The 23,266-nt window shown below is 72.6% G+C and carries 21 protein-coding genes, 1 tRNA gene and 1 pseudogene; 7 read left to right on the forward strand and 16 right to left on the reverse strand.

Annotation, left to right across the window (positions count from 1 at the left end; genetic code table 11):
• Nucleotides 1-14 precede the first annotated feature (14 nt).
• Nucleotides 15-473, forward strand: a complete 459-nt coding sequence (locus ACZ6JY_RS13480) for a hypothetical protein (RefSeq protein ID WP_469195451.1) — start codon at nt 15-17, stop codon at nt 471-473.
• A 5-nt stretch (nt 474-478) separates the two neighbouring features.
• The gene (locus tag ACZ6JY_RS13485; protein ID WP_469195452.1) at nt 479-775 is read left to right on the forward strand and encodes a DUF3817 domain-containing protein; all 297 of its coding nucleotides are present in this window, start codon (nt 479-481) and stop codon (nt 773-775) included.
• On the opposite strand, the gene ACZ6JY_RS13490 is transcribed toward ACZ6JY_RS13485, so the two are convergent.
• The 4 genes and pseudogenes from ACZ6JY_RS13490 to ACZ6JY_RS13505 all read right to left on the reverse strand — a co-directional run.
• A complete protein-coding gene (locus ACZ6JY_RS13490) occupies nt 705-1,922 on the reverse strand; it encodes a serine hydrolase domain-containing protein (protein WP_469196128.1) in 1,218 nt (405 codons plus the stop codon). The genes ACZ6JY_RS13485 and ACZ6JY_RS13490 overlap by 71 nt on opposite strands.
• Nucleotides 1,923-2,056: 134 nt before the next feature.
• Entirely contained in the window at nt 2,057-2,821 is a 765-nt protein-coding gene (locus ACZ6JY_RS13495; RefSeq protein ID WP_469195454.1) for an energy-coupling factor ABC transporter ATP-binding protein, read from the reverse strand.
• Nucleotides 2,809-3,570: a cobalt ECF transporter T component CbiQ gene (gene cbiQ / locus ACZ6JY_RS13500; protein ID WP_469195456.1), complete on the reverse strand. Its 762-nt coding sequence runs from the start codon at nt 3,568-3,570 to the stop codon at nt 2,809-2,811. Before cbiQ ends, ACZ6JY_RS13495 begins: the two co-directional genes overlap by 13 nt.
• 205 nt (nt 3,571-3,775) lie before the next feature.
• Nucleotides 3,776-4,822, reverse strand: a pseudogene (locus ACZ6JY_RS13505) (energy-coupling factor ABC transporter permease); the annotation flags it as partial.
• A gap of 269 nt (nt 4,823-5,091) precedes the next feature.
• Here ACZ6JY_RS13505 and ACZ6JY_RS13510 point away from each other — a divergent pair.
• The gene (locus tag ACZ6JY_RS13510; RefSeq protein ID WP_469195458.1) at nt 5,092-5,457 is read left to right on the forward strand and encodes an SsgA family sporulation/cell division regulator; all 366 of its coding nucleotides are present in this window, start codon (nt 5,092-5,094) and stop codon (nt 5,455-5,457) included.
• 40 nt (nt 5,458-5,497) lie between these two features.
• Here ACZ6JY_RS13510 and ACZ6JY_RS13515 read toward each other — a convergent pair whose 3' ends face one another.
• Both ACZ6JY_RS13515 and ACZ6JY_RS13520 read right to left on the reverse strand, forming a co-directional pair.
• Nucleotides 5,498-7,777 (reverse strand): MMPL family transporter, encoded by a 2,280-nt coding sequence (locus ACZ6JY_RS13515; RefSeq protein ID WP_469195460.1) that lies wholly within the window; start codon nt 7,775-7,777, stop codon nt 5,498-5,500.
• A gap of 101 nt (nt 7,778-7,878) precedes the next feature.
• On the reverse strand, nt 7,879-8,469 hold the full coding sequence (locus tag ACZ6JY_RS13520) for a TetR/AcrR family transcriptional regulator (protein ID WP_469195462.1): 591 nt from the start codon (nt 8,467-8,469) through the stop codon (nt 7,879-7,881).
• A 216-nt stretch (nt 8,470-8,685) separates the two neighbouring features.
• On the opposite strand from ACZ6JY_RS13520, the gene ACZ6JY_RS13525 reads away from it, so the two are divergent.
• Both ACZ6JY_RS13525 and ACZ6JY_RS13530 read left to right on the forward strand, forming a co-directional pair.
• Nucleotides 8,686-12,063: a S41 family peptidase gene (locus ACZ6JY_RS13525; RefSeq protein ID WP_469195464.1), complete on the forward strand. Its 3,378-nt coding sequence runs from the start codon at nt 8,686-8,688 to the stop codon at nt 12,061-12,063.
• Nucleotides 12,064-12,177: 114 nt separating this feature from the next.
• Nucleotides 12,178-12,414 carry a hypothetical protein gene (locus ACZ6JY_RS13530; protein WP_469195466.1) on the forward strand — a complete coding sequence of 79 codons (237 nt, stop codon included), beginning with the start codon at nt 12,178-12,180 and terminating at the stop codon, nt 12,412-12,414.
• A gap of 146 nt (nt 12,415-12,560) precedes the next feature.
• Here ACZ6JY_RS13530 and ACZ6JY_RS13535 read toward each other — a convergent pair whose 3' ends face one another.
• Genes ACZ6JY_RS13535 through ACZ6JY_RS13545 form a run of 3 tightly spaced genes read right to left on the reverse strand, consistent with a single transcriptional unit; the run spans nt 12,561 to nt 15,981 of the window.
• The gene (locus ACZ6JY_RS13535) at nt 12,561-13,439 is read right to left on the reverse strand and encodes an SDR family oxidoreductase (RefSeq protein ID WP_469195467.1); all 879 of its coding nucleotides are present in this window, start codon (nt 13,437-13,439) and stop codon (nt 12,561-12,563) included.
• Complete coding sequence (locus ACZ6JY_RS13540; RefSeq protein WP_469195469.1) at nt 13,436-14,425, reverse strand: alpha/beta fold hydrolase; 990 nt, start codon at nt 14,423-14,425, stop codon at nt 13,436-13,438. The genes ACZ6JY_RS13535 and ACZ6JY_RS13540 overlap by 4 nt, the downstream gene beginning before the upstream one ends.
• Nucleotides 14,422-15,981, reverse strand: a complete 1,560-nt coding sequence (locus tag ACZ6JY_RS13545) for a flavin-containing monooxygenase (RefSeq protein WP_469195471.1) — start codon at nt 15,979-15,981, stop codon at nt 14,422-14,424. The genes ACZ6JY_RS13540 and ACZ6JY_RS13545 overlap by 4 nt, the downstream gene beginning before the upstream one ends.
• Nucleotides 15,982-16,158: 177 nt before the next feature.
• On the opposite strand from ACZ6JY_RS13545, the gene ACZ6JY_RS13550 reads away from it, so the two are divergent.
• Nucleotides 16,159-16,785, forward strand: a complete 627-nt coding sequence (locus ACZ6JY_RS13550) for a MerR family transcriptional regulator (protein WP_469196130.1) — start codon at nt 16,159-16,161, stop codon at nt 16,783-16,785.
• Between the two features lie 33 nt (nt 16,786-16,818).
• Here the strand turns inward: ACZ6JY_RS13550 and ACZ6JY_RS13555 are convergent, their stop codons facing one another.
• Both ACZ6JY_RS13555 and ACZ6JY_RS13560 read right to left on the reverse strand, forming a co-directional pair.
• Nucleotides 16,819-17,868: a DUF6528 family protein gene (locus tag ACZ6JY_RS13555; protein WP_469195473.1), complete on the reverse strand. Its 1,050-nt coding sequence runs from the start codon at nt 17,866-17,868 to the stop codon at nt 16,819-16,821.
• Between the two features lie 141 nt (nt 17,869-18,009).
• Nucleotides 18,010-18,792, reverse strand: a complete 783-nt coding sequence (locus ACZ6JY_RS13560; RefSeq protein ID WP_469195475.1) for an exodeoxyribonuclease III — start codon at nt 18,790-18,792, stop codon at nt 18,010-18,012.
• Nucleotides 18,793-18,953: 161 nt separating this feature from the next.
• On the opposite strand from ACZ6JY_RS13560, the gene ACZ6JY_RS13565 reads away from it, so the two are divergent.
• Nucleotides 18,954-19,490 carry a GNAT family N-acetyltransferase gene (locus tag ACZ6JY_RS13565; RefSeq protein ID WP_469195477.1) on the forward strand — a complete coding sequence of 179 codons (537 nt, stop codon included), beginning with the start codon at nt 18,954-18,956 and terminating at the stop codon, nt 19,488-19,490.
• A 109-nt stretch (nt 19,491-19,599) separates the two neighbouring features.
• Here ACZ6JY_RS13565 and ACZ6JY_RS13570 read toward each other — a convergent pair.
• The 5 genes from ACZ6JY_RS13570 to moaC form a co-directional block, all read right to left on the reverse strand.
• A tRNA-Ala gene (locus tag ACZ6JY_RS13570) sits at nt 19,600-19,673 on the reverse strand.
• Between the two features lie 90 nt (nt 19,674-19,763).
• Nucleotides 19,764-21,035, reverse strand: a complete 1,272-nt coding sequence (gene sepX, locus ACZ6JY_RS13575; RefSeq protein WP_469195479.1) for a divisome protein SepX/GlpR — start codon at nt 21,033-21,035, stop codon at nt 19,764-19,766.
• 234 nt (nt 21,036-21,269) lie between these two features.
• Nucleotides 21,270-21,830 (reverse strand): GNAT family N-acetyltransferase, encoded by a 561-nt coding sequence (locus ACZ6JY_RS13580; protein WP_469195481.1) that lies wholly within the window; start codon nt 21,828-21,830, stop codon nt 21,270-21,272.
• Nucleotides 21,831-21,889: 59 nt separating this feature from the next.
• Nucleotides 21,890-22,459 carry a MogA/MoaB family molybdenum cofactor biosynthesis protein gene (locus ACZ6JY_RS13585; RefSeq protein ID WP_469196132.1) on the reverse strand — a complete coding sequence of 190 codons (570 nt, stop codon included), beginning with the start codon at nt 22,457-22,459 and terminating at the stop codon, nt 21,890-21,892.
• A gap of 251 nt (nt 22,460-22,710) precedes the next feature.
• Nucleotides 22,711-23,235, reverse strand: a complete 525-nt coding sequence (gene moaC, locus ACZ6JY_RS13590) for a cyclic pyranopterin monophosphate synthase MoaC (protein ID WP_469195483.1) — start codon at nt 23,233-23,235, stop codon at nt 22,711-22,713.
• Nucleotides 23,236-23,266 lie beyond the last annotated feature (31 nt).

The raw sequence follows: 23,266 nt of genomic DNA on the forward strand, positions 1-23,266 counted from the left end.
GCCCGGAGGGCCCCGTGACCAAACTGCTCCTGTCCGTCCACGTGCTCGCGGCGATCCTCGCCGTCGGGTCCATCACCGTGGCCGCCTCGATGTTCCCGCGGTACGCGCTCCAGGCGCTCGGCGACCGGAACGACCGGGCCGCCGGGGTCGCCGCGCTGCTGCACCGCGTCTGCCGCGGCTACGCGCTCGCCGGGATCGCCGTGCCCGTCTTCGGCATCGCCACCGCCGCTCAACTGGGCGTACTCGGCGACGCCTGGCTCATCGCCTCGCTGATACTGACCGCGCTCGCCGCCGGCCTGCTGGCCATGGCCATCCTGCCCGGTCAGCGGCTTCTGCTCGGTGCGGGCGAGGACGCCGGCGCCGCCCGCGCCACGGCCTCCCGGCTGACCATGCTCACCGGCGTCTTCAACCTCCTCTGGGCGACCGTCACCGTCCTGATGATCGTCCGGCCCGGCTCCACCACGGGAGTGTGAGAACCGTGCGCACCCTCCGCGTCGCCGCCGCCGTCGAAGCCGCCTCGCTCGCCCTGCTGCTCCTCAACCTCGTGACCGTGCACGCGCCCGCGGCCTCCGCGCTCCTCGGTCCGCTGCACGGCACGGCCTATCTGGTCACCATCGCCACCGCCTGGCCCCTGCGTGGTGCCGCCCGGTGGCTCGCCCTCGTACCCGGTGTCGGCGGGCTGCTGGCGCTGCGGCGCACCGGTGTCAGTACGCCGGGCCGGACGCGGCGGCCCGCAGCGCCCGCACCAGAGCCTGGGCCCGCGGATCGGCCGTGACCCCCTTGGCCATGCCATTCGTCACGTAACCGAAGGCGAGGCCCGACTCCGGGTCGGCGAAGCCGAGGGCGCCTCCGCTGCCGGGGTGGCCGAAGGAGCCGGGGGCCAGGAGCGGGGAGGCGCCGCCGTGCAGCATGTAGCCGAGGCCGAAGCGGGTGGGGACGACCAGGACGCGGTCGGGGCCCGAGGACTCCTCGGCGCGGGCCAGGCCGACCGTCTCCGGCGTGAACAGCCGCCTCCCGCCGTCCACTTCACCGATCAGCGAGGCGTAGAAGCGGGCGAGGCCGTCCGCCGTGGCGATGCCGTTGGCGCCGGGCAGGGCCGCCGCCCGGTAGGCCGGGGCGTTCTCGTCGGGGCGGGACAGCTCCTGGCCCGCGGTGGCCGGGGCTATCGCCCCGAAGGCGCGGCGGGTCAGGGAGCCGGGGTCCGCGTAGGCCTCGGCCACGTTCCGCCGGGGCCGTGTCCGAAGGCCGCCCGCGGGGGCCGGGGGTTCGATGCGGCCGACCCTGCCGACGCGGGACGCCTCCGCGTCCGGGAGCCCGACCCACAGGTCGAGGCCGAGCGGCCCGGCGATCTCGGCCGCGATCCACTCGCCGACCGCCCTGCCGGTGACGCGCCGCACCAGTTCACCGATGAGCCAGCTGTACGTCTGCGCGTGGTAGCCGTGGTCGGTGCCCGGCTCCCAGAACGGGGCCTGCGCCGCGACCACCGCCGCCGCGAGATCCGGGTCCAGCGCCTCGGCCGGGGTGAGGGGCTGGTCCAGGGCGGGCACTCCGGCGCGGTGCGCGAGCAGGTGCCGGACCAGGGCGCGCTCCTTGCCGCGCGCCTTGAACTCCGGCCAGTGGGCGCCGACCGGGGCGTCCAGGTCGAGCTCGCCGCGCTGGTGCAGCAGGAGCAGCGTGGCCGCCGCCACGCCCTTGGTCGCCGAGCGGATGATCTGGGCGGTGCCGTGCTCCCACGGGGCGTCGCCCGCCGCCGGGTCCCCGTCGACGTCCTTCGCGCCGCCCCACAGGTCGACGACCTTGCGCCCGTCGCGGTAGACCGTGACGGCGGCGCCGCGCTCGCCGCGCTCGGCGAAGTTGCGTACGAAGGCGTCCCTGACCGGTTCGAAACCGGCGGCCACGGTGCCGTGCACACCGGCGTCCAGGGAACCGGCGGCAGCCGTGCCGCGCACACCCGCGGCCACCACCCCGCGCACCGCACCAGGCGTCCGACCCTGACCCGTACCGTCCCTCACGTCATCCATACCGAAGACAACCGCGGCCACCGACCGACGATTCCCTACCTTCCCGCCCGCGCCATCTTCGGATCGAAGCCGAAAGGCAGTTCCAGGCGGTGTCTGCCCATCAGCTCCGGGTCGGCCAGGAGTTCGCCCGTCGGGCCGTCCGCGGCGATCACGCCCTCGCTGAGGATCAGGGCCCGGGGGCAGAGCTCCATCGCGTACGGCAAGTCGTGCGTGACCATCAGGACGGTGACGTCGAGGGACCGCAGGATGTCGGCCAGTTCGCGGCGCGAGGCGGGGTCGAGGTTGGACGAGGGCTCGTCGAGGACCAGGATCTCCGGCTCCATCACGAGGACCGTCGCGACGGCGACCCTGCGGCGCTGCCCGAAGGAGAGGTGGTGCGGCAGCCGGTCGGCGAACTCCGCCATGCCGACCTGGGCGAGGGCCTTCATGACCCTCGCCTCGAGCTCTGGGCCCCGCATTCCGGCGGCCGCGGGCCCGAAGGCCACGTCCTCGCGGACCGTCGGCATGAAGAGCTGGTCGTCGGGGTCCTGGAAGACGATGCCGACCCTGCGCCTGATCTCGGCCATGTGCTTCCTGCCCACGGGCAGCCCGGCGACCGTCACGCTGCCCGCGCCGCCGGTCAGGATGCCGTTCAGGTGCAGTACGAGGGTCGTCTTGCCGGCGCCGTTCGGCCCGAGCAGGGCGACGCGCTCGCCGCGCCCGACGCGGAAGTCCACGCCGAACAGGGCCTGGTGTCCGTCGGGGTAGGCGAAGGCGAGTCCGGCGACGTCCAGTGAGGGGGGTGTGGTCACAGCGTCCATCCCAACAGGCATACGGCGAGTGCGCAGAGCGGCAGGGTCAGTGCGTACGTCCACTGCGCGCGGGACGCCGTCACCTCGTCGATGACGGGCATCGAACCGGAGTAGCCACGGCTGACCATGGCCAGGTGGACGCGCTCCCCGCGCTCGTAGGAGCGGATGAAGAGCGCGCCGGCGGATTTGGCGAGGACGCCCCACTGCCGCATGCCGCGCGCCTCGAAGCCGCGGGACTCCCTGGCGATCTTCATGCGGCGCATCTCGTCGGTGATGACGTCGCCGTAGCGGATCATGAACGAGGCGATCTGGACGAGCAGCGGCGGCAGCTTGAGCCGCTGGAGGCCGAGCAGGAGGTCGCGCAGTTCGGTGGTGGAGGCGAGGAGCACGGAGGCCGCCACGCCGAGCGTGCCCTTGGCCAGGACGTTCCAGGCGCCCCAGAGGCCGTTGACGCTCAGCGAGATGCCGAGTACGTCGATGCGCTCCCCCTCGGCGACGAAGGGCATGAGCACGGCGAAGGCCACGAACGGGACCTCGATCAGCAGCCGCTTGAGCAGGAACCCCGCGGGGACGCGGGCCGCGTACGCGACCGTCCCGAGCAGCACGGCGTAGAGCGCGAAGGCCCACATCGCCTCGCGGGGCGTGGAGACGACCACGACGACGAAGCAGAAGACCGCGGCCAGCTTGGTGTGCGGCGGCAGCGCGTGCACCGGCGAGTGCCCGTGCCGGTAAAGCCGATGGGCATGTCCCGCCCCCATATCAGCCCTTCTCGCCCGCGGCGCTCTCCACGCCGACCTCACCGGCCGAGGCGGCCTCGGCCCCGCCGGCCCGCGAAGCCCCGGTCGGAGCGGTACGCGAAGCCCCGGGCCCGGCAGTCCGCAGCGCCTCCGCCTCGGGCGGCTCCGCGTCAGGCACCGCCGAAGGCGACGCGTCACGCACCGTCGCAGGCGACGCGTCACGCACCGTCGCAGGCGACGCGTCCGGCGTGCGGCGGCGGCGCAGGGTCCAGAAGACCGCTGAGCCCGCGACCACCGTGACGCCCACGCCGATCACGCCCGCGAGGCCTCCGGAGAGGCGCGCGTCGGTGACGTCCTTGATGCCGTAGTCGGCGAGCGGGGAGTCCGCGTAGGCGTGCTCCTCTGCCCTCTTGTCGATGCCCTTGTCGTGGGCGACCTTCTCCAGGCCGTCGGGGTCGGCGGAGGCGTAGAAGCTGACGAAGCCCGCGAGGACGAGGGAGGCCGCGAGGCCCGCGAGCCACACCTTCCGGTGCGAGCGGGGTGCCGCGGCGACGGGCTCGGCGGCCGGGGCGTCCACCAGTTCACCGCCGACGCGCAGCTTCAGCGGTGCGGTCAGGCCGCGCGCCCCGTACACGAGGTCGGGCCGGACCGCGACGACGGCGCCGACCGTCAGGGCGGTGATCACCGCCTCGCCGATGCCGATGAGGACGTGGACGCCGATCATGGCGGTGGCGACCTTGCCGATGGAGACGTCGGTGGTGCCGCCCACCGCGTAGATGAGGGTGAAGGCGACCGCGGCGGCGGGCACCGACAGCAGCGCCGCGACGAACGAGGCGACGGTGATCGACCGGCGCCCGCGCGGCAGGACCTTCACAAGACCCCGGAAGACCAGATAGGCCACCACGGTCGTGACGAGCGCCATGTCGGAGATGTTGACGCCGAGCGCGGTCAGGCCGCCGTCCGCGAAGAGGACGCCCTGGAGGAGCAGCACGACGGAGACGCAGAGCACCCCGGTGAAGGGCCCCACGAGGATCGCGGCGAGCGCCCCGCCGAGGAGGTGTCCGCTGGTCCCGGCCGCGACGGGGAAGTTCAGCATCTGCACGGCGAAGATGAAGGCCGCCACCAGGCCGGCGAGCGGCGCGGTCCGCTCCCCGCCGCCGTCGGCCGCGAGCTCGCGCCGCGCGCCCTTGAGGCTGACCGCCACGGCGCCCGCCGCCACGACCCCGGCGACGGCGGAGACGGGAGCATCGATGAATCCGTCGGGGACATGCATGCGCACGCTCCTGGGCAGGGGGAGAAGCAGAGCGGAAAGACGGAGCGGAAAGACGGAGCGGAGAGGGAGAGCGGGAAAGGCTGGGGGGACCGCTCCTGAGCCGTTCAATGATAGGGCCTTGTTGCGAACGGTTCGCAAGAGCGCCGCAGTCCCGATACGGCGGCGCCCGGCGCGCGCACTCCGCACCCCCGCCGGGGTGACTCGCCGTAAATATGGGACATTGGGGGAGAGAATAGTAGAAAACGCACGCCCGGTCGAGGAGTCCAGCGATGTCCGCAGTCGAGCAGTACGCACGCGCCCACCTCGTCACGGACTCCTCCGAGGGCCACCGCGTCGTCCCCGCCCTGCTGCGGTACGACGCGGAGGCCGACCCGCACGCTGTGCGGATCGGCCTCCCCGACGGCCACGAGTGGACCTTCGCCCGGCAGCTCCTCGAACAGGGACTCCGGGCCCCCGTCACCGCCGGTGACGTGCACATCTGGCCGTGCGGCCGGGTCCAGACGGTCGTGGAGCACCACGCGGGCGACGGGGTGACGGTCGTCCAGTTCGACGCGTCGGCACTCATCCGCTTCCTGCGCCGCACCTACGCGACGACCGCCACCCCTGTCACCCCTGTCACCCCTGTCACCCACTGACCCTGGTCATCCACTGACCACGGTCATCCGCTGGCCCCCGTCAGACGCGGGCCAGCTCCCGGGAGTCGGCGTCGGGGTCCTTCTCGGCCGCCGTGCGCAGCCCCTCGCCCTCGACGTCGACGTTCGGCAGCGCGCGGTCCAGCCACCTGGGCAGCCACCACGCCTTCTTGCCGAGCAGCGCGAGGACGGCGGGCACGAGGGCCATGCGGACCACGAAGGCGTCGAAGAAGACCGCGATCGCGAGGCCGAAGCCGATCATCTTCACCATCTGCTCGCCGGAGCCGATGAAGCCCGCGAAGACCGCGATCATGATGACGGCCGCCGCCGAGACCACCCGGGCCCCGTGCCGGAAGCCGGTCACGACCGCCTGGGCGGGCCGCTCCCCGTGGACGTACGCCTCTCGCATCCGGGTCACGAGGAACACCTCGTAGTCCATCGCGAGGCCGAAGACCACGCCCACCATGAAGATCGGCATCATCGACATGACCGGGCCGGTCTGCTCGACGCCGAAGAGCGAGCCGAGCCAGCCCCACTGGAAGACCGCGACGACCGCGCCGAGGGCCGCGAGGACCGAGAGCAGGAAGCCGAGGGCCGCCTTGAGCGGGACCAGGATCGAGCGGAAGACGACGATCAGGAGCAGGAAGGCGAGGCCCACGACCAGTGCCAGATAGGGCACGAGGGCGTCGTTGAGCTTCTGCGAGACGTCGATGTTCATGGCCGTGGTGCCGGTGACCATGATCTCGGCGCCCGTGCCCGACCTGATCTCGGGACCCGCGTCGCGGATCGCGTGGACCAGGTTCTCGGTCTCGATGCCGCTGGGCTTGGAGGACGGCACGACGCTGATGATCGCGGTGTCGCCCGCCTTGGTGAGCTGCGGCGGGGCCACGGCCTGGACGTCGTCGAGGCCGGAGATCGTCTTGGTGATGCGCTGGGCGGCTGCCTTCGGGTCGTCGGCGCCCTTGAGATCGCCGACGACCATCAGCGGACCGTTGGAGCCGGGGCCGAAGCCCTCGGAGACCAGGTCGTACGCCTTGCGCTGGGTGGTGGACGTCGGCTGCGCGCCGTCGTCCGGCAGGCCGAGTTCGAGCTGGGTGACCGGGACGGCGGCGGCGCCCAGACCGATGACGCCGACGAGCAGCACGGTGACCGGGCGGCGCACCACGAAGCGGGCCCAGCGGGTGCCCATGTTGGGCTTCCCCTCGCCGGAAGCCTCACCGGAAGCCCCGGAAGCCTCACCAGAAGCCCCGGTGGCCTGCGCGGGAGCCCCGCTCTTCTTCCTGCCGCCGCCGAACAGCCTGCTCTTCGCGCCCGTCGGCATGACCCGCTTGCCCGCGTACCCGAGCAGCGCCGGGATGAGGGTGAGCGCGATGAGGACGGCGATGACGACCGTGCCGGCCGCGGCGGCGCCCATCTTGGTGAGCATCGGGATGTTGACCACGGCGAGGCCGACCAGGGCGATGACCACGGTGAGTCCGGCGAACACGACCGCCGAGCCCGCGGTGCCCACCGCACGGCCCGCCGCCTCCTCGCGGTCACGCCCGTCGGCGAGTTCGCCGCGGTAGCGCGAGACGATGAACAGGGCGTAGTCGATGCCGACCGCGAGGCCGATCATCATGGCGAGCGTCGAGGTGGTGGTGCCGAGGTCCAGGGCGTTGGCGAGCGCGGTGATGGCGGAGACACCGATGCCCACGCCGATCAGCGCGGTGAGCAGCGGAAGCCCTGCCGAGACCAGCGAGCCGAAGGTGATGATGAGGACGACCGCGGCGACCGCGATGCCGATGACCTCGGTGGCCCCGGTCTCCGGCATGGCCTGGAGCGCGTCACCGCCGATCTCGACCGTGAGCCCGGAGTCGCGCGCGTCGTCGGTGGTCTTCTCCAGCGCGTCGCGGTCCTCGTCGGCCAGCTCCATGGAGGAGACCTTGTACGAGACCGAGGCGTACGCCGTGGTGCCGTCCTTGCTGACCGTCTTGGCCACGAAGGGGCTGTCCGCGCGGGCGACCTGGTCGGAGCCCGACTTCAGGGCGGCGACGGTCTTGTCGATCTCGGCCTTGTTGGCCGGGTCGGTCACCTTCTCGCCGTCCGGTGCCTTGAAGACGACGCGGGCGCTCGCGCCGTCGGCGCTGGCTTCGGGGGCGCGCTTCTCCAGCAGGTCGAAGGCCTTCTGGGCCTCTGTGCCGGGTATGGAGAAGCTGCTGGACGCGGCGGTGGGCGCGGTCGCGGCGCCGACACCGGCGAGGGTGAGCAGCGCCACCCAGATCAGGGCGACGAAGTGCCGTCGCCGGAAGGCGAGTTTGCCGAGTTTGTAGAGGAACGTTGCCACGGGGGCGTACTCCCGGTCAGGTCGTGTTGCTTCAGGGCAGGGGGGATGAGCCCGACGACGTGAGCGGTCGCGTCAGGTACGGGGTCGGGGCGTGCGGGGGGTCAGACGCCGAGGGCGGGGAAGATCACGGCGTCGAGGTACGAGGCGAGGAACGCGCGGTCGACCGGGCGGTCCTCGATGAGGTCACGGGCGACGAAACCGCCCACCAGCATGTGGACGACGAAGTCGAGCGCGGGATGGTCCGCGGCGACCTCGCCGCGCTCCACCGCTCTGCGCAGCAGATCGCTCAGGCCGGTCAGCTCCGGCTCGATGAGCAGGTCCCGCAGCGCCTGGTGGAGTTCGGGATTGTCGTGGATGGCGTGGAACAGGCCCCGCATCAGCGCGGCGTCCCTCTCCATCTGGCAGTCGTCCGAGCGGGCCACCATCTCGTTCAGGTCGCCGCGCAGCGATCCGGTGTCGATGTCCGCCAGGGACGCCGGCTTGTTGTGCCGCAGCGCCCTGGCGATCAGCTCCGGCTTGCTCCCCCACTGGCGGTAGAGGGTGGCCTTGCTGGAGCGGGTGCGGGTGGCGACGGCGTCCATCGTGAGCGCGTCGTACCCCACCTCGCGGAGCAGGTCGAGCACGGCCTCGTACAGCTCGGCCTCGCGCTCGGGCGTGATCCTGCTGCGCCGCGTCGTTGCCGCCTCAGCCATGACCATCGCCTCCTGCCCCTGAACGAAACGGTTTCGTACTTTCGTACTCCCGTATCGTATGCCCTGTCTTATCGAAACGAAACGGTTTCGTACGTGTGCTGGCTCACGTCGCCGCCGCTCCGGTGTTCCGCGCGCGTACGTGTTCGTGTCCCCCCGCCCGTGACGCGTACGGGTGCACAAGTTGCCGGGGTCTGCGGGGCGGAAAAACATGGTGAGGTGACCGACGAGCGCGACGATGCCCAGGCCGACCACTCCTACCTGCGATTTCCGCACCTCAGCGGCGACCGCCTCTGCTTCGCCGCCGAGGACGATCTCTGGGTGGCCCCCCTCACCCCGGAGGGCACCCCGGCCGACCGGGCGTGGCGGGTCACCGTCGACCGGACCAAGGTGGGGCACCCCCGCTTCTCGCCGGACGGCCGCCACATCGCGTACACGACGTGGCGCAGCCTCGACCCGGAGATCCACCTGGCCCCGGTGGACGGCGGGCCCGCGCGCCGCCTGACCTACTGGGGCAGCACCGACACCCGGGTCTGCGGCTGGTCCCCCGACGGCGACGTCCTCGCCGTCTCCTCGCACGGACAGCCGTTCTCGCACCTCTGCTGGGCCTACAGCGTGCCCCTCGACGGCTCGCCGGGCGGCAGGCTGCCCTGGGGCCCGGTCCACGACATCGCCGTCACCGACTCCCTCGCCGACGGCGACTGCGAGCGCAAGACGCTGCTCCTCACGGGCAAGCCCCCGCACGAGCCCGCCGCCTGGAAGCGCTACCGGGGCGGGGCCACCGGCCGCCTGTGGATGCACGGCAAGCGCATCCTCGGCCACCTCGACGGACACCTCGACTCGCCCATGTTCGTGGCCGGACGCATCGCGTTCCTCTCCGACCACGAGGGCGTCGGCAACCTCTACTCCTGCCTGCCCGACGGCTCCGGCCTGCGGCGCCACACCGACCACGACGCCTTCTACGCCCGCCACGCCGCCAGCGACGGCACGCGCGTCGTCTACCAGTGCGCCGGTGACATCTGGCTGGTGGACTCGCTCGCCGCCGACTCACGGCCCCGCCGCCTGGACGTCCGGCTCGGCGGGCCGCGCGCCGGGCGGCGGGTCTACCAGGTCCCGGCCGCGCAGCACGTCGACTCGCTCTCCGTGGACGCGACGGGCCGGGCGAGCGCCGTCGTCGTACGCGGCAGCCTCTACTGGCTGACCCACCGCGACGGCCCCGCCCGCACCATCGCCGACACCCCGGGCGTACGGGTCCGCCTCCCCGAGATGCTCGGCACCGGCGGCCAGGTCGCCTATGTCACGGACGCCGAGGGCGAGGACGCCGTGGAGATCGCCTATCTGCCGCGCGCCAGCGGTGCCCGGCGGCCGCGCAGGCCGGTGAGCGGCGGCCTCGGCCGCGTCCTGGAGCTGGTGTCCGACCCGGAGGGGCAGCGGCTCGCCGTCGCCTCGGACGACGGCAGGCTGCTGCTCGTCACCCTCGCCGACGACGCGGGCGCCGCCGACCTGAACCGCGGGCTCCGCGAGATCGGCGAGCTCCGCGAGGCCGAGGAGGGCGCCGGCGACTCCCCCGACGAGGAGCCCGCCGAGGTCACCGAGCTGATCCGGTCCGTCAACGGGCCGGTGCGCGACCTGGCGTTCTCCCCCGACGGGGCCTGGCTGACCTGGTCGCACCCGGGGGTGGGGCGCTCCCTGCGCCAGATCAAGCTGGCCCGCGTCAAGGGGCCGGGCGCCCGTACGGTCGTCGACGTCACCAACGGCCGCTTCGAGGACGAGAACCCGGTCTTCACCCGTGACGGGCGCTACCTCGCCTTCCTCTCCTGGCGCGGCTTCGACCCCGTCTACGACGTGCACACCGGCGACCTGTCCTTCCCGCTCGGCTGCCGCCCCTACCTCGTGCCGCTGTCGTCGGCGACGCCCTCGCCCTTCGCGCTGCTGCCCGACGGACGCCCGGTGGCCGGCGGCCTCGACCCGGCCGAGGGCAGCTCCGGGGACGGCACGACGACCGTGGAGACCGAGGGCCTGGCGGCGCGGGTCACGCCCTTCCCCGTCGCCGCGTCGAAGTACTCGGCCCTCAAGCCCGTCAGCGACGGCGGCCTGGTCTGGCTGCGCTGGCCGATCTCCGGGGCGCTCGGCGAGACCTTCGCCAACCCCGCCGACATGTCGGGGCGGCCGACCCTGGAGCACTTCAACATCACCAAGGCGAAGAAGGCGCAGCTCGTCGACCACCTCGACTGGTTCGCGCTCAGCGGCGACGGCTCCCGCCTGGTCGTCGTGGACGAGGGCGACCTGTCGGCCGTGCCCTCCACCGAGCAGGGCGACGGCGACACCACGGTCTGGATCGACCTGCGGCGCATCCTGCACGAGGTCGACCCGGCCGCCGAGTGGCGTCAGGCCTACGCGGAGGCGGGCCGGATCATCCGCTCCTACTTCTGGGACCCCGACATGTGCGGCATCGACTGGGACTCCGTGCTCGCCCAGTACCGGCCGCTGGTCGAACGCGTGGCGTCCCCCGACGAGTTCGCCGACCTGCTGCGGGAGGTCCTCGGCGAGCTGGGCACCTCCCACGCCTATGTCTCCGCGGCCCGCCGCAACGAGGGCCCGCCCCACTACCAGCGCGCGATGGGCCTGCTCGGCGCCGATCTCGTACGCAGGGACGACGGCTGGACGGTCAAGCGCATCCTGCCCGGCGACTCCTCCGACTCCAAGGCACGCTCGCCGCTGGCCGGTTCCGGCATCCGCGAGGGCGCGGTCCTCACGCACATCGACGGCCGCGCCGTCGACCCCGTGGCAGGACCCTTCCCGCTGCTCGCGGCGGCCGGCGGCACCACGGTCGAGCTGACGTTCCAGCCGCAGGAGGGCGGGGGCCGCGCGCGGCGCGTGGCCATCGTCCCCCTCGTCAACGAACGCCCCCTGCGCTACCAGGACTGGGTCGCCAAACGGCGTGAGGTGGTACGGCAGTTGAGCGGCGGCAAGTGCGGCTACCTGCACATCCCCGACATGGGCGGCTCCGGCTGGGCCCAGTTCAACCGCGACCTGCGCCTGGAGGTCTCACGGCCCGCGCTCATCGTGGACGTGCGGGGCAACGCGGGCGGCCACATCAGCGAACTCGTCGTGGAGAAGCTGACCCGGAAGATCCTCGGCTGGGACATCACGCGCAACGCCCAGCCCGTCTCGTACGCGTCCAACGCGCCGCGCGGCCCGATCGTCGCGCTGGCGGACGAGGCGACCTCGTCGGACGGCGACATGATCACCGCGGCCTTCAAGCTCCTCGGCCTCGGACCGGTCGTCGGCCAGCGCACCTGGGGCGGCGTCGTCGGCATGACCGGGCGGCACACGCTCGGCGACGGCACGGTGATCACCGTGCCGATGAACGCGGGCTGGTTCGACGTCTACGGCTGGTCCGTGGAGAACCACGGGGTGGCGCCGGACGTCGAGGCCCTGCGGACGCCGCTCCACTGGGCTGAGGGCCGCTACGCCCAGCTCGACGACGCCGTACGGATCGCGCTCGAACTCCTGGAGCAGCAACCCGCCGCGGCCCCGCCCGGTTACGACGACGTCCCCGACCGGCGCAGGCCGCCGCTGCCGCCCCGCTCCTGACTCCTCGGTGACACTGCGTACTTGATCGAAATGCGAGGTTCGTCCGCCCGTGTAAATCTGGTCGAGGCCTCACCGAGGCCCCATCCCCTCACTGACATCGGGAGTGAACAACGCATGGGCATCAAGGACCAGTTCCAGGACAAGGCGCAGGACCTCGCCGACCGGGCCAACCGGGCCAAGGGCTCCGCGGGCGCCAAGGACGACCGGCGCGAGCGCACCTCGCGGACCCGTGACGAGGCGAGTGACCGCGCCTCGCAGGCCCAGGACCAGGCGCGCGACCGCGCCTCGCAGGCCCGCGACGCGGCCCAGAACCGCCAGGACCGCCTCGGCCGGGACCTCGACGAGATCTGACACGTCGCCCCAGCTCGTGCACAGAAGGCCCCCGGGACGCCGGGGGCCTTCCGCTCTGTTCAGGGGCTCCGTTCAGGGGCTCTGTTCAGGAGGCTCTGTTCAGGGGCGGGTCGTGCGCAACGCGCGACCCGTGCGCGAGGCGGCGGTCACCGTGTCGCGCGGGCCGCCTCGTCCGCGGAGCCGCCCGCTCCGACCAGGCCCGTCGAGACGCCCTTGAGCCGTGGCTCGAAGCGCCGCATCTCGCGTTGGCCCACCGAGCCGATGATCGAGGGCAGATAGCCGCGGACACCCTGCATGCCCCGCAGCCACCACTGCGCGTACACATGGCTGGAGCGCCGCTCGATGCCGGCCACGATGCGGTCGACCGCGGGGCCGAGCGGATACGTCTGATTGGCCGGCCACGGCAGCCGCTGCCGCAGCTCCCGCATCACGTCGTCCTGGTCCGCGCCCCGCACCATGTCCGTGTCGGTCCAGGAGAGATAGCCGACGCCGACCTTGACGCCCTTGTAACCCACCTCGGCCCGCAGCGCGTGCGCGTACGCCTCGACGCCCGACTTCGACGCGCAGTACGCCGTCATCATCGGCGCCGGGGTGATCGCGGCGAGCGAGGCGATCTGGAGCAGATAGCCGCGGCTCTGCATCAGGACGGGCAGAAAGGCACGCCCGGTCACCGCGCTGCCGATGAGGTTGACCTCGATGACCCGCCGCCAGGCGTCCGGGTCGGAGTCGACGAAGGGGCCGCCGCTGGCGACGCCCGCGTTGGCGACGACGATGTCGACCTTGCCGAAGCGCTCCTTGACCTCCTGCGCGACCCGCGCCATCGCCGCGTGGTCGGTGACGTCCGCGTGCCAGTGGCCGGACTCGGTGTGCAGCCGATCCGACACCTGCTTCAGCTCGTCCGGCTCCAGGCCGACGAGCGCGACCTTGGCGCCGCGCGCCGACAGCTTGCGCGCGAGCAGCTCCCCGACGCCGCGCGCCGCCCCGGTGACGACCGCGACCTGCCCCTCAAGGCTGACCCTGCTCATGCGCCCTCCTTCATCTGTACGGACTCCACCTGTACGGACTTCACCTGTGCGGACTTCACCTGTACGTACGTTCCGACGAGTTCTCTGATCCGTCCGTTGATCACCTCGGGCGCCTCCACGGGCGTCATGTGTCCGACCCCGGCGAGTTCCGTGAGGCCGACGCACTCCGGCAGCGCCTCCGCGATCCGCCGTGCGTGTACGACGGGCGTGAGCCGGTCGGCGAGCCCCGCGACCACCGCGGTGGGCACCCGCAACGCGCCGACCTCCACGTCGAGTTGCAGGGTGGCGAGCACGTGGGACCAGCCGTGCCGTACGGCCCGCGGGCAGGCGTGCACGATCCGCGCGCACGCCTCGACCTTGTCCGGCGCCGAGCCGGGGCCCATCGTGCCGTACCGCAGGATCCGCTTGGCGAGCGGCGTGACGGGACCGAGCGGCGCCCGTGAGCCGAGCACGGAGCGCGTGACGCGGGTCCGCAGCCACCCGGCCCGCAGCGGCACCACCCGCGACTCGGCGACCAGCCCCGAACTGCCGGTGCTGCACAGCAGAACGGCCGCCGTGTGCTCACGGAACTTCGGTCGGTCCCCCGCGGCCATGATCGTCATGGCCCCCATGGAGTGCCCGACGAGCACTGCCTTCTCGCCCGGCGCGAGCGTCGCCGCGAGGACCGCTTCGAGGTCGTCGGCGAGCGCCCGCGTGCTGTACCCGTCGCGGTCCAGGGGTGCCGCGCTGCGCCCGTGCCCGCGCTGGTCGTAGACGATGACCCGGTGGTCGGCGGCGAGGTCACGTATCTGCGCGTCCCAGAACAGCGTCGAGCAGGTCCAGCCGTGCGCGAGCACCACGGCGGGCGCGCCCTCCGCCCCCGACACCTCGACGTGGACGCGGGCCCCGTCGGCGGAGACGGCGGTCACCTCGCGCCCGGCGGCGTGCGGCGCGTGCGCGGCGTGCGGGGCGTGCGGCCCGCTCACGTCACGGGTCAGCCGGCTCACGCCTGGGCCTCCACCCGCGCGTCACGGGGCACGTCGGCCACTGCCTCCAGCGGCCTCGCCGGGCGCAGCACCTCGTACTCGGAGAGGTCCACGCGCCGCGTCGCCGCCCTGAACTCGGTGGTCGTGCCGGGCCACACGGTCGTGTTGACGCCGTTCTCGTCGAGGTACCAGCTGTTGCAGCCGCCGGTGTTCCACACCGTGCGCTTCATCCGCTCCTGCACGCGGTCGTTCCAGGCGCGCACGGCCCCGGGCCTGGCGGCGAGTGCCGCCTTTCCGCCGAGCACGTCGAGCTGCCGCAGGTAGTCCGCCATGTAGTTGAGCTGGGACTCGATCATCAGGATCATGGAGGAGTTGCCGAGCCCGGTGTTCGGGCCGATGATCGTCATCCAGTTGGGGAAGCCGGCGGCCGTCGCGCCGCGCAGCGCGTTCATGCCGTCCTTCCAGCTCTCCATGAGCGTGAGCCCCTCGTCGCCCACGACCCGGTCGGCGATCGGCATGTCCGTCACGTGGAAACCGGTGCCGAAGATGATCGCGTCGGCCTCGGTCTCCGTGCCGTCGGCGCCGACCAGGGTGTTCCCGCGCACCTCGGCGAGGCCGCTGGCCACGACGTCGACGTTGGGCCGCGCGAGCGCCGGGTAGTAGGTGTTCGACAGCAGGATGCGCTTGCAGCCGATGCGGTACGTGGGGGTCAGCTTCCGCCGCAGCGCCGGGTCCTTGACCGCCCGGTACATGTTCCGCTTGGCGAGCTGCTCGACCATGCCCAGCTCGTTGGGCCGCTTGGTGAACGCCTGGACCTGCAACTCCCTGATGCCCCACAGGATGCCGCGCCGCGCCTGGGTGGTGAACGGGAGCTGCCGGTGCAGCCAGCGCTCGGCCCCGGTGATGGCGCGGTCCGCGCGCGGCATCACCCACGGGGGTGTGCGCTGGAAGAGGGTCAGCCTGCCGACCCGCTGCTGGATGGCGGGCACGATCTGGATGGCGGAGGCGCCGGTGCCGATCATCGCCACGCGCTTGCCGGTCAGGTCGTAGTCGTGGTCCCAGCGGGCGGAGTGGAAGACCTTGCCGGGGAAGGTGTCGAGGCCGGGGATGTCGGGGGTCTTGGGGTCGGAGAGCGGCCCGGTGGCCGAGACGACGACGTCGGCGGTCAGGGTTCCGTTGCTGGTCTCGATCTTCCAGCGCAGCTTCGCGGCGTCCCAGCGCATCTGCTTCACCTCGGTGTCGAGGCGGATGTGGGAGCGCAGCCGGAAGGTGTCGGCGACGCCCTCCAGGTACTCCTGGATGCGCTCCTGGCCGGAGAAGGTGCGCGGCCAGTCGGGGTTGGGCGCGAAGGAGAAGGAGTAGAGGTGCGAGGGCACGTCGCAGGCGCAGCCGGGGTAGCTGTTGTCCCGCCAGGTGCCGCCCACCGCACCGGCCCGCTCCAGGACGACGAAGTCGGTGATGCCCTCGCGCCGCAGCCGCACGGCCGCTCCGAGCCCGCCGAAGCCGGACCCGATCACCGCCACCCGTACGTGCTCGTACTCGCGCCCCTGCTCAGGGGCACGCTCGTGCTCGGCCATGCCGCCGCCTCCCGAAGTACCTGACTCTGCCAGTAACCACTGGCGCAATTGGGAGAGTAGAACACCGGCGTACTCATGGGTAGGGGTCGGTCCGGGAAAGTTACCAGCGGTACGCCATAGGCTTCCCTCGTGGCAGACGAACAAGAGAGCGGATCAGGGGACGCACGCGAGTACCGCATGGCGGAACTGGCCAAGGCGGCCGGCATCACCGTGCGCACCGTCCGCTTCTACCGCGAGCGCGGCCTGATCCCGCCACCCCGCCGCGAGGGCCGCATCGCCTGGTACGACGAGCACCACCTGGCCAGGCTCCGCACCATCGCCGCCCTCCTGGAGCGCGGCCACACCCTCAACGGCATCGCCGAACTCTCCGACGCCTTCGACAAGGGCCGTGACGTCGGCGAACTCCTCGGCCTCGGCCGCCCCACCGAGGAGCAGCCGGTCCGCCTCACGCCCGAGGAACTCGCCGACCACTTCGCGGGCGAGGTGACCCCGGAGAACCTCGTCGCCGCCCTCGACCTCGGCTACCTCGGCACCGACGGCGACGAGCTGGTCCACATCAGCCGCCGCCTCCTCGACGCCTCCTCCACCCTGGTGCGCAAGGGCGTGCCGCTGGCCGCGGTCCTGGAGGCGGGCGAGCGCGTCCGCGAACACGCCGACGCGCTCGCCGAACTGTTCATCACCGTCATGCGCGCCCACGTGCCCGCCACCGCGGAGGTGGACATCGAACAGCTCCGCCCGCTGGCCAAGAGCGTGGTGGAGGCGGAACTGTCGATGGCGCTGGACCGCCGTCTCCAGCAGCCCTAGCCTCCCTCGGAGAGTCAAGCCCCCCCCGGCGCTTCAGCGGGGCAGCCACCAACGCGCCTTGTAGATGCCGCCGTCGACGAGCTTGTGGCTGCTCTCGGGCCGGTGGACGCTCACCGTGGTCGTCCACCAGGTCTCGCCGAGCCCCTTCTCGGGCACCGCGGTCACGACCTGCCCGGTGCGCGGATCGTCGCCCACGCACTTCACCGACTTACGGGAGATCAGCTCGGCGCCCGCGAAGTCCTGTACGAAGACGCGACGGGCCTTGTCGTACTGGAACACCGCCGCGTTCGTCGTCACCCAGAGCCGGCCGGGCCGCCGCGCCACGGGGAAGAGGTCGTGTCCGCCGGGCGTCTTTCCCGGCGTCCCCACCGGCAGCCCGATCGCCGAGGTCCGCTTCAGCGCGGGCCGCGCGGCCGTCCCGCCCACCTCGTACGTCACCAGCTCGTCGTCGCCGAGCGCCCACAGCACGCGCCGGGCGCCGTCCCAGTGCAGCCCGTGCGCGCCCTTGAGTCCGGCCTCGGCGTACCGCGTGGCCCGCGGGCCCTGCGAAGCGGCGTAGAGCCGGACGATCGCGCCCGTGCTGCACGCGACGGCGACGTTGCCGTCGGGCAGGATCTCGGCGCTGTGCGGATTGAACAGGTCGTCGCCGGGTCCGATCGCCGTGGCCCAGTACCGCTCGCCGGAGGGGTGTGCGACGACGGCCACGAAGCCGAACGACGCCGTCGTCAGGACGTACGTACGCCGCCGGTGCACCCGCACCTTCGACTCGCACGGATAGATCCAGCTCACGTCCGGCGCGAGGTCCTGGTAACGCGGGTCCCCGAGCGGCGAGAACTGCCACCGCACGACGGAGGGATCGGCGGCCGGGTCCCAGACGCGCCGCCGGGAGTCCAGGACGAGGAGCCGCCTGGTCGCCTGCTCGGTGAGGAGCACGGGCGGCGTACCGCCGGGTCTCCCGCCGACGCCGTACGCGTTCGCGCCCGGCAGCGCGGCCACGGCTCCGGCGCCCGCGGCTCCCAGCAGCAGGGCACGCCTGGACGGCCGGGCTCCGCTCTCAGCGACCTTCGACGACACGACGGACATGAAGTCCCCCCGACACCTCGGCAGTTGGGCATGACGCGACCGCAATCTGCCATGCCCCAGGGGCCCGGGACAGCCCTCTGCCGAACTGACTTTATGACCGCGCGCCGCTTCCGCCACGGGCGCCGCGCGCGCGGGGGCCCGCTACAGGTCGTAGACCACCGTCACGGGCGCATGGTCGCTCCACCGCTCGCCGTGCGTCGCGGCCCGCTCCACGTACGCCTTGACCGCACGCCCGGCGAGGCCCTCCGTGGCGACGTGATAGTCGATCCGCCACCCCGAGTCATTGTCGAAGGCGCGCCCGCGGTAGGACCACCAGGAGTAGGGGCCCTCCACGCCGGGGTGCTGCTCGCGCACCACGTCGGCGTACTCCTCGAAGACCTGGCTCAGCCAGGCGCGCTCCTCGGGCAGGAAGCCGGAGCTCTTCCGGTTGCCCTTCCAGTTCTTGAGGTCGGCCTCCTGGTGGGCGATGTTCCAGTCGCCGCAGACGACGACGTGACGCCCCTCCGCGGCGGCCCGCGCCTTGAGCTCCTTCAGGTACGGGAGGAACTCCCCCATGAACCGCACCTTCTCGTCCTGCCGCTCGGTGCCGACCTCGCCGGAGGGCAGGTACAGGCTGGCGACGGTGACGCCCGGCAGGTCCGCCTCCACGTACCGCCCGCCGCCGTCGAACTCCGCCGAGCCGAAGCCGACCCGCACCCGGTCCGGCTCGCGGCGCGTGTAGAGGGAGACCCCGGCCCGCCCCTTCGCCGCGGCGGGCGCGTGCACGACGTGCCACCCCTCGGGCTCACGGACGCCGTCCGGGAGCTGGTGCGGCTCGGCGCGCACCTCTTGCAGGCACAGCACGTCCGCGGAGGTCTCGGCGAGCCACTCGACGAAGCCTTTCTTGGCCGCGGCCCGCAGACCGTTCACGTTCACAGAGGTCACTGTCAGCACAACACTCGCCCTACTTTCCTTTGGCCTCTCCGTCCTCGGGCCAGAGGAAAGGCTCCCATACGGCGTTCACGCGCCGACGCGCCCACGGGAGCGTTACCTGCACACTGGATTACTGACTTCCCTTACCGTCGCATAGAAGTACGATTAGACGCATGAGTATCCAAGACGCCGAAGCCCCGGCAGCCCCCGTCGCGCCCACCGCACCCGCCGTCCACCTGCGCACGGTCACCTTCGCGCACCCCGACGCCGTCGCGCTCAACGACCGCGTCCAGCTCGAATATGCGGAGCGCTACGGAGACGAGGGCGACGTCACGTTCCTCGACCCGTCCATGTTCGAGCCGCCCCGGGGCCTGTACGTCATCGCGTACGACGAGAACGGCACCCCGCTGGCGACCGGCGGCTGGCGCTCGATGGACGCCGACGGCGAGGGGTACGCGGACGGCGACGCGGAGCTGAAGCGCATGTACGTCACCCCGGAGGCCCGCGGCCTCGGCCTCGCGCGCCGCATCCTGGCCGTCCTGGAGCAGGACGCGAGGGCCGCGGGCCGCACCCGCATGGTCCTGGAGACGGGCACGAAGCAGCCGGAGGCGATATCCCTCTACGCCTCCACCGGCTACACCATGGCTCCGGCCAAGTTCGGCCACTACCGCTTCGACGACCTGAGCCTCTGCTACGCGAAGCAGCTGTAACGGGGCCCGCTCCCGCAGTCGGCGGGACACCGCCACCCGGCGGGCAGGGCAGGAGGGCAACGCAAAGATCCCGTCCGGTTCAGTGAACCGGACGGGATCTCATGTGCAGTGGACCTGTGGGGATTTGAACCCCAGACCCCCTCGATGCGAACGAGGTGCGCTACCAGACTGCGCCACAGGCCCTTGCAACGAGTGAAACTCTAGCACCCCGAACGGAGTGTTCAAAAATCCGCTCCTGGCTGGTCAGCCGGGGGGCCGGGACCTCACCGTGTCTCACTCGTTGGCGGCGCGGGGCCTGTCCCCGTCCTCGTACTGGTCGAAGAGCGGCGTGCGGCCACGCTCGCGGGCCCGCCGCGCGGACGCGGCCCGGCGCTTGTCGCTGCGCCCGCCGGTGGCGTCGGAACCCTCGGCGCCGTCGATGTCCCCGGCGTCGGCGGCCCGCCGGTCCGGCTCCTCGGCGGCACGCTCGGCCGGACCCGACCGCGCCGAGCTCCAGGCGTCGGGCGCGCCCAGGTCGACGCTGCCGGTGGCACGCGGGGCGACCGGCGCGGTGACGTACGTCGGCAGCGGCACCGGGACCGGGTCCCAGCTCTCGCCGCGGCCGGGGCCGCGCTGCCGCTCGCGCTGCTGGTCGACCCACTCCGCGTGGTCGGTCTGCTCGACGAGGGCGCGGCGGTCGGCGGCGAGGGCGGACAGGCCGGTCTCGGTCCCTGGCCCCGCGCCCTCCTGCTCCTCGACGGTGTCGTGCCCGGCGCCCACCGGCCCGCGGTACGGCTGCCGCTCCCGCAGCCGCTGCGCCGCGTCCTCGGCGCGGCGGCGGTCCATGACGTAGGTGAAGCGCTTCCGCTCCTGGCCGCGCAGGTAGACGATGTAGCCGCTCAGGAGCAGGGCGGGCGCGGCGGGCGCCCACAGGAAGGCCAGGCCGCCGACGGCCGCGACGATCGCGCCGGCCGTGAAGGCGAGGAAGAGCAGCACCGTCGTGCGCCGGCGCCGGGCGAGCACCTTGGAGCGCCGGGCGCGCGCGGCGGCCTCGGCCGAACCGGCACGGCGCGCGGGCGATGCCTTGGGGCGGCGGGTGCGCTCACGTTCCGGTTCGGGGCGTTCCTGCCGCGAGGCGGGGGCCTCGGAGCGTGCCTGGGGGACCTCGGCGCGGGGCGGGGCGGTGTCGACCCGTGCCGCGGAGGCTTCGGGCCGCTCCGCGGGCGACTCCGTCCGCTGCTCCGTTCGGTGCTCCGTCCGGTGCTCCGTTCGGTGCTCCTTGTCGGGCTCCGCCTTCGGGGGCGCGGCGAAGGACCGGACGTCCACCGAGCCGGTGATCACGTCCGGTTCGCCACGGCTCTCCCCTTCTTCGGGCGAGCGGGCTTGCAGGTCCTTGGCGTATCGGCGCTCCATCCCCGCCCGTCCGGAAAGCAGCCGGATGGCGGTGCTGAAGCGTTCCGTCGGACGGGCTTCGTTCAGCTCGTCCTGCCTACGGAGCCACATCGGCACCAAGTAGGCGGCCCAGGCCCCGACGATGACTGCGTAGATGAGGCCGCTGCTGCTCACGCTCACACGGTAGAGGGGTTTCGCTGGGGCCATCCGCCAATTGAGTCGGTGTGTCGCACGATCCGGCAGATAACCCGAACTTTTTTGTGACTGATGTGATCAACAGATCACTGAGAGAAGGTGAATTAATGTCCGGACACGATCCATACGGGCCGCATACAGACCGCTCACGTTTCGAACGTTTATTTCATTTGGTGAGGCCGGCGTTGGATCGGCCTTTGGCCGGGCGGCGGGTCAGGCGGTGTTCCGAGGTCGCGCGCGGTGCCAGCGGCGCAGCAGCCCTTCCGGCACCTCTTCGACGGTGAGCGCGAAGACGAGATGATCGCGCCAGGCCCCGTCGATGTGGAGATAGCGCGGGCGCATGCCCTCTTCACGGAATCCGAGTTTCTCCACGACCCGCCGGCTCGGCGTGTTCTCGGGGCGAATACAGACCTCGATACGGTGCAGCCCGACCGAGCGGAAGCAGTGGTCGACGGCGAGCGCGACGGCGGTCGGCATGACGCCGCGCCCCGCGACGGACTCGTCCACCCAGTAGCCGATGTGGCCCGAGCACATGGAGCCCCAGGTGATCCCGGCGACCGTGAGCTGGCCGACGAGGCGGCCCTGGTACTCGATGACGAAGGGCAGCATCCGGCCCGCGCCGGCCTCGGCCCGCAGATGGCGGACCATCTGCCGGTACGTGGGACGGTGCACGATCGGGCCGCTGGGCGTGGGCGGCGGGATCGTGGCCTCCCAGGGGCGCAGCCAGTCACGGTTGCGCCGGTTGACGTCACGCCAGACGCGCTGGTCCCGCATCTTTATCGGTCGCAGCGTGACGTCGCCGTCCGTCAGATCGACGGGCCAGGAAGAGCCGTTCAGCGCGCACCCCCTGCGGGGCCGGGGTGACCGCCGGCGTCGGCTGCCGGGCCTGGGTGGTCGCCGCCGCGCAGTTGGTCCGCGGCGTGCTTCAGCAGTGGCTCCAGGACGGCGAGCCCGTCGCGTACGCCGCCGGTCGATCCCGGCAGGTTCACGATGAGCGTCCCTCCGGCGACCCCCGCGAGGCCCCGGGAGAGCACGGCCGTGGGGACCTTGTCCCTCCCGTACGCGCGGATCGCCTCCGCGATGCCCGGCACCTCGTGGTCGATGACGCGGCGGGTGGCCTCGGGGGTGCGGTCGGTGGGCGAGATGCCGGTGCCGCCGGTGGTGAGGATGACGTCGTAGCCCGCAGCGGCGCCCGCGCGCAGGGCCTGCTCGACGGGGTCGCCGTCGGGAACGACCTGGGGGCCGTCCACGACGAAGCCGAGCGCGGTGAGCCCCTCGGCGAGGATCGGACCACCGCGGTCGGCGTAGACCCCGGCGGCGGCGCGATTGGAAGCGGTGACGACGAGCGCACGATAGCCCCCGACCTCCCCCGGCGGCGAACCGGCCTGCGGCTCCCGGCGCACCTCCTGAGGCCGACTGACCTGCGGCTCCCGGCCCACCGCCGGGCCTTGACCGGCCTGCGGCTCCTGGCCGGCCTGCGGCTCCCGGCTCACCGCTGGGCCTTGGCCCGCCCGCGGCTCCCGGCTCACCGCTGGGCTTTGGCCGGCCTGCGGGTCCTGGCCCGCCCGCGGCTGAGGGGTCGGCGGGGGGTTCTGGTTCGCCCGGGGTGCCGGAGGCGCATCGTGGTCCACGCGTGCGTGGCCGTCTTCGGCGTTCACGCCCCGGCTCCTTCGCGGTTCCACGTCCCCGACTTGCCGCCGGTCTTCTCCTCGACGCGTACGTCCGTGATGACGGCGCCCTTGTCGACGGCCTTCACCATGTCGACCACCGTGAGGGCGGCGACGCTCACCGCGGTGAGGGCCTCCATCTCGACGCCGGTACGGTCCGTCGTCTTCACCGTGGCGAGGATCTCGACGGCGTCGTCGGCCACGGAGAGGTCGAGCTTGACCCCGGAGACGGCCAGCGGATGGCAGAGCGGGATCAGGTCCGGCGTGCGCTTGGCACCCATGATCCCGGCGATCCGCGCGGTCGCCAGGGCGTCGCCCTTGGGGACGCCCTCACCACGCAGCAACTCGATCACCTGCGGCGACACCAGGACGCGCCCGCTGGCACGGGCCGTGCGCGCGGTCACGTCCTTGGCCGACACGTCGACCATGCGGGCCGCGCCCGCCTCGTCGATGTGCGTCAGTCGCTGCTGCTCAGGGGGTCCGGGGGTGTCCCCCCGGGAAATCGCGGTCATGTGCTGTGGCGCTCCCGGTCCGGGCCCCGCG

It is taken from the genome of Streptomyces sp. NPDC046335 (assembly GCF_055587985.1).

Coding starts and splice junctions, on each gene's coding strand:
- ACZ6JY_RS13495 (WP_469195454.1), bottom strand. CDS start 2,821: ATGGACGCTGTGACCACACCCCCCTCACTGGACGTCGCCGGACTCGCC.
- cbiQ (WP_469195456.1), bottom strand. CDS start 3,570: ATGGGGGCGGGACATGCCCATCGGCTTTACCGGCACGGGCACTCGCCG.
- ACZ6JY_RS13510 (WP_469195458.1), top strand. CDS start 5,092: ATGTCCGCAGTCGAGCAGTACGCACGCGCCCACCTCGTCACGGACTCC.
- ACZ6JY_RS13520 (WP_469195462.1), bottom strand. CDS start 8,469: ATGGCTGAGGCGGCAACGACGCGGCGCAGCAGGATCACGCCCGAGCGC.
- ACZ6JY_RS13530 (WP_469195466.1), top strand. CDS start 12,178: ATGGGCATCAAGGACCAGTTCCAGGACAAGGCGCAGGACCTCGCCGAC.
- ACZ6JY_RS13535 (WP_469195467.1), bottom strand. CDS start 13,439: ATGAGCAGGGTCAGCCTTGAGGGGCAGGTCGCGGTCGTCACCGGGGCG.
- ACZ6JY_RS13545 (WP_469195471.1), bottom strand. CDS start 15,981: ATGGCCGAGCACGAGCGTGCCCCTGAGCAGGGGCGCGAGTACGAGCAC.
- ACZ6JY_RS13550 (WP_469196130.1), top strand. CDS start 16,159: ATGGCGGAACTGGCCAAGGCGGCCGGCATCACCGTGCGCACCGTCCGC.
- ACZ6JY_RS13555 (WP_469195473.1), bottom strand. CDS start 17,868: ATGTCCGTCGTGTCGTCGAAGGTCGCTGAGAGCGGAGCCCGGCCGTCC.
- ACZ6JY_RS13565 (WP_469195477.1), top strand. CDS start 18,954: ATGAGTATCCAAGACGCCGAAGCCCCGGCAGCCCCCGTCGCGCCCACC.
- ACZ6JY_RS13580 (WP_469195481.1), bottom strand. CDS start 21,830: ATGCGGGACCAGCGCGTCTGGCGTGACGTCAACCGGCGCAACCGTGAC.
- moaC (WP_469195483.1), bottom strand. CDS start 23,235: ATGACCGCGATTTCCCGGGGGGACACCCCCGGACCCCCTGAGCAGCAG.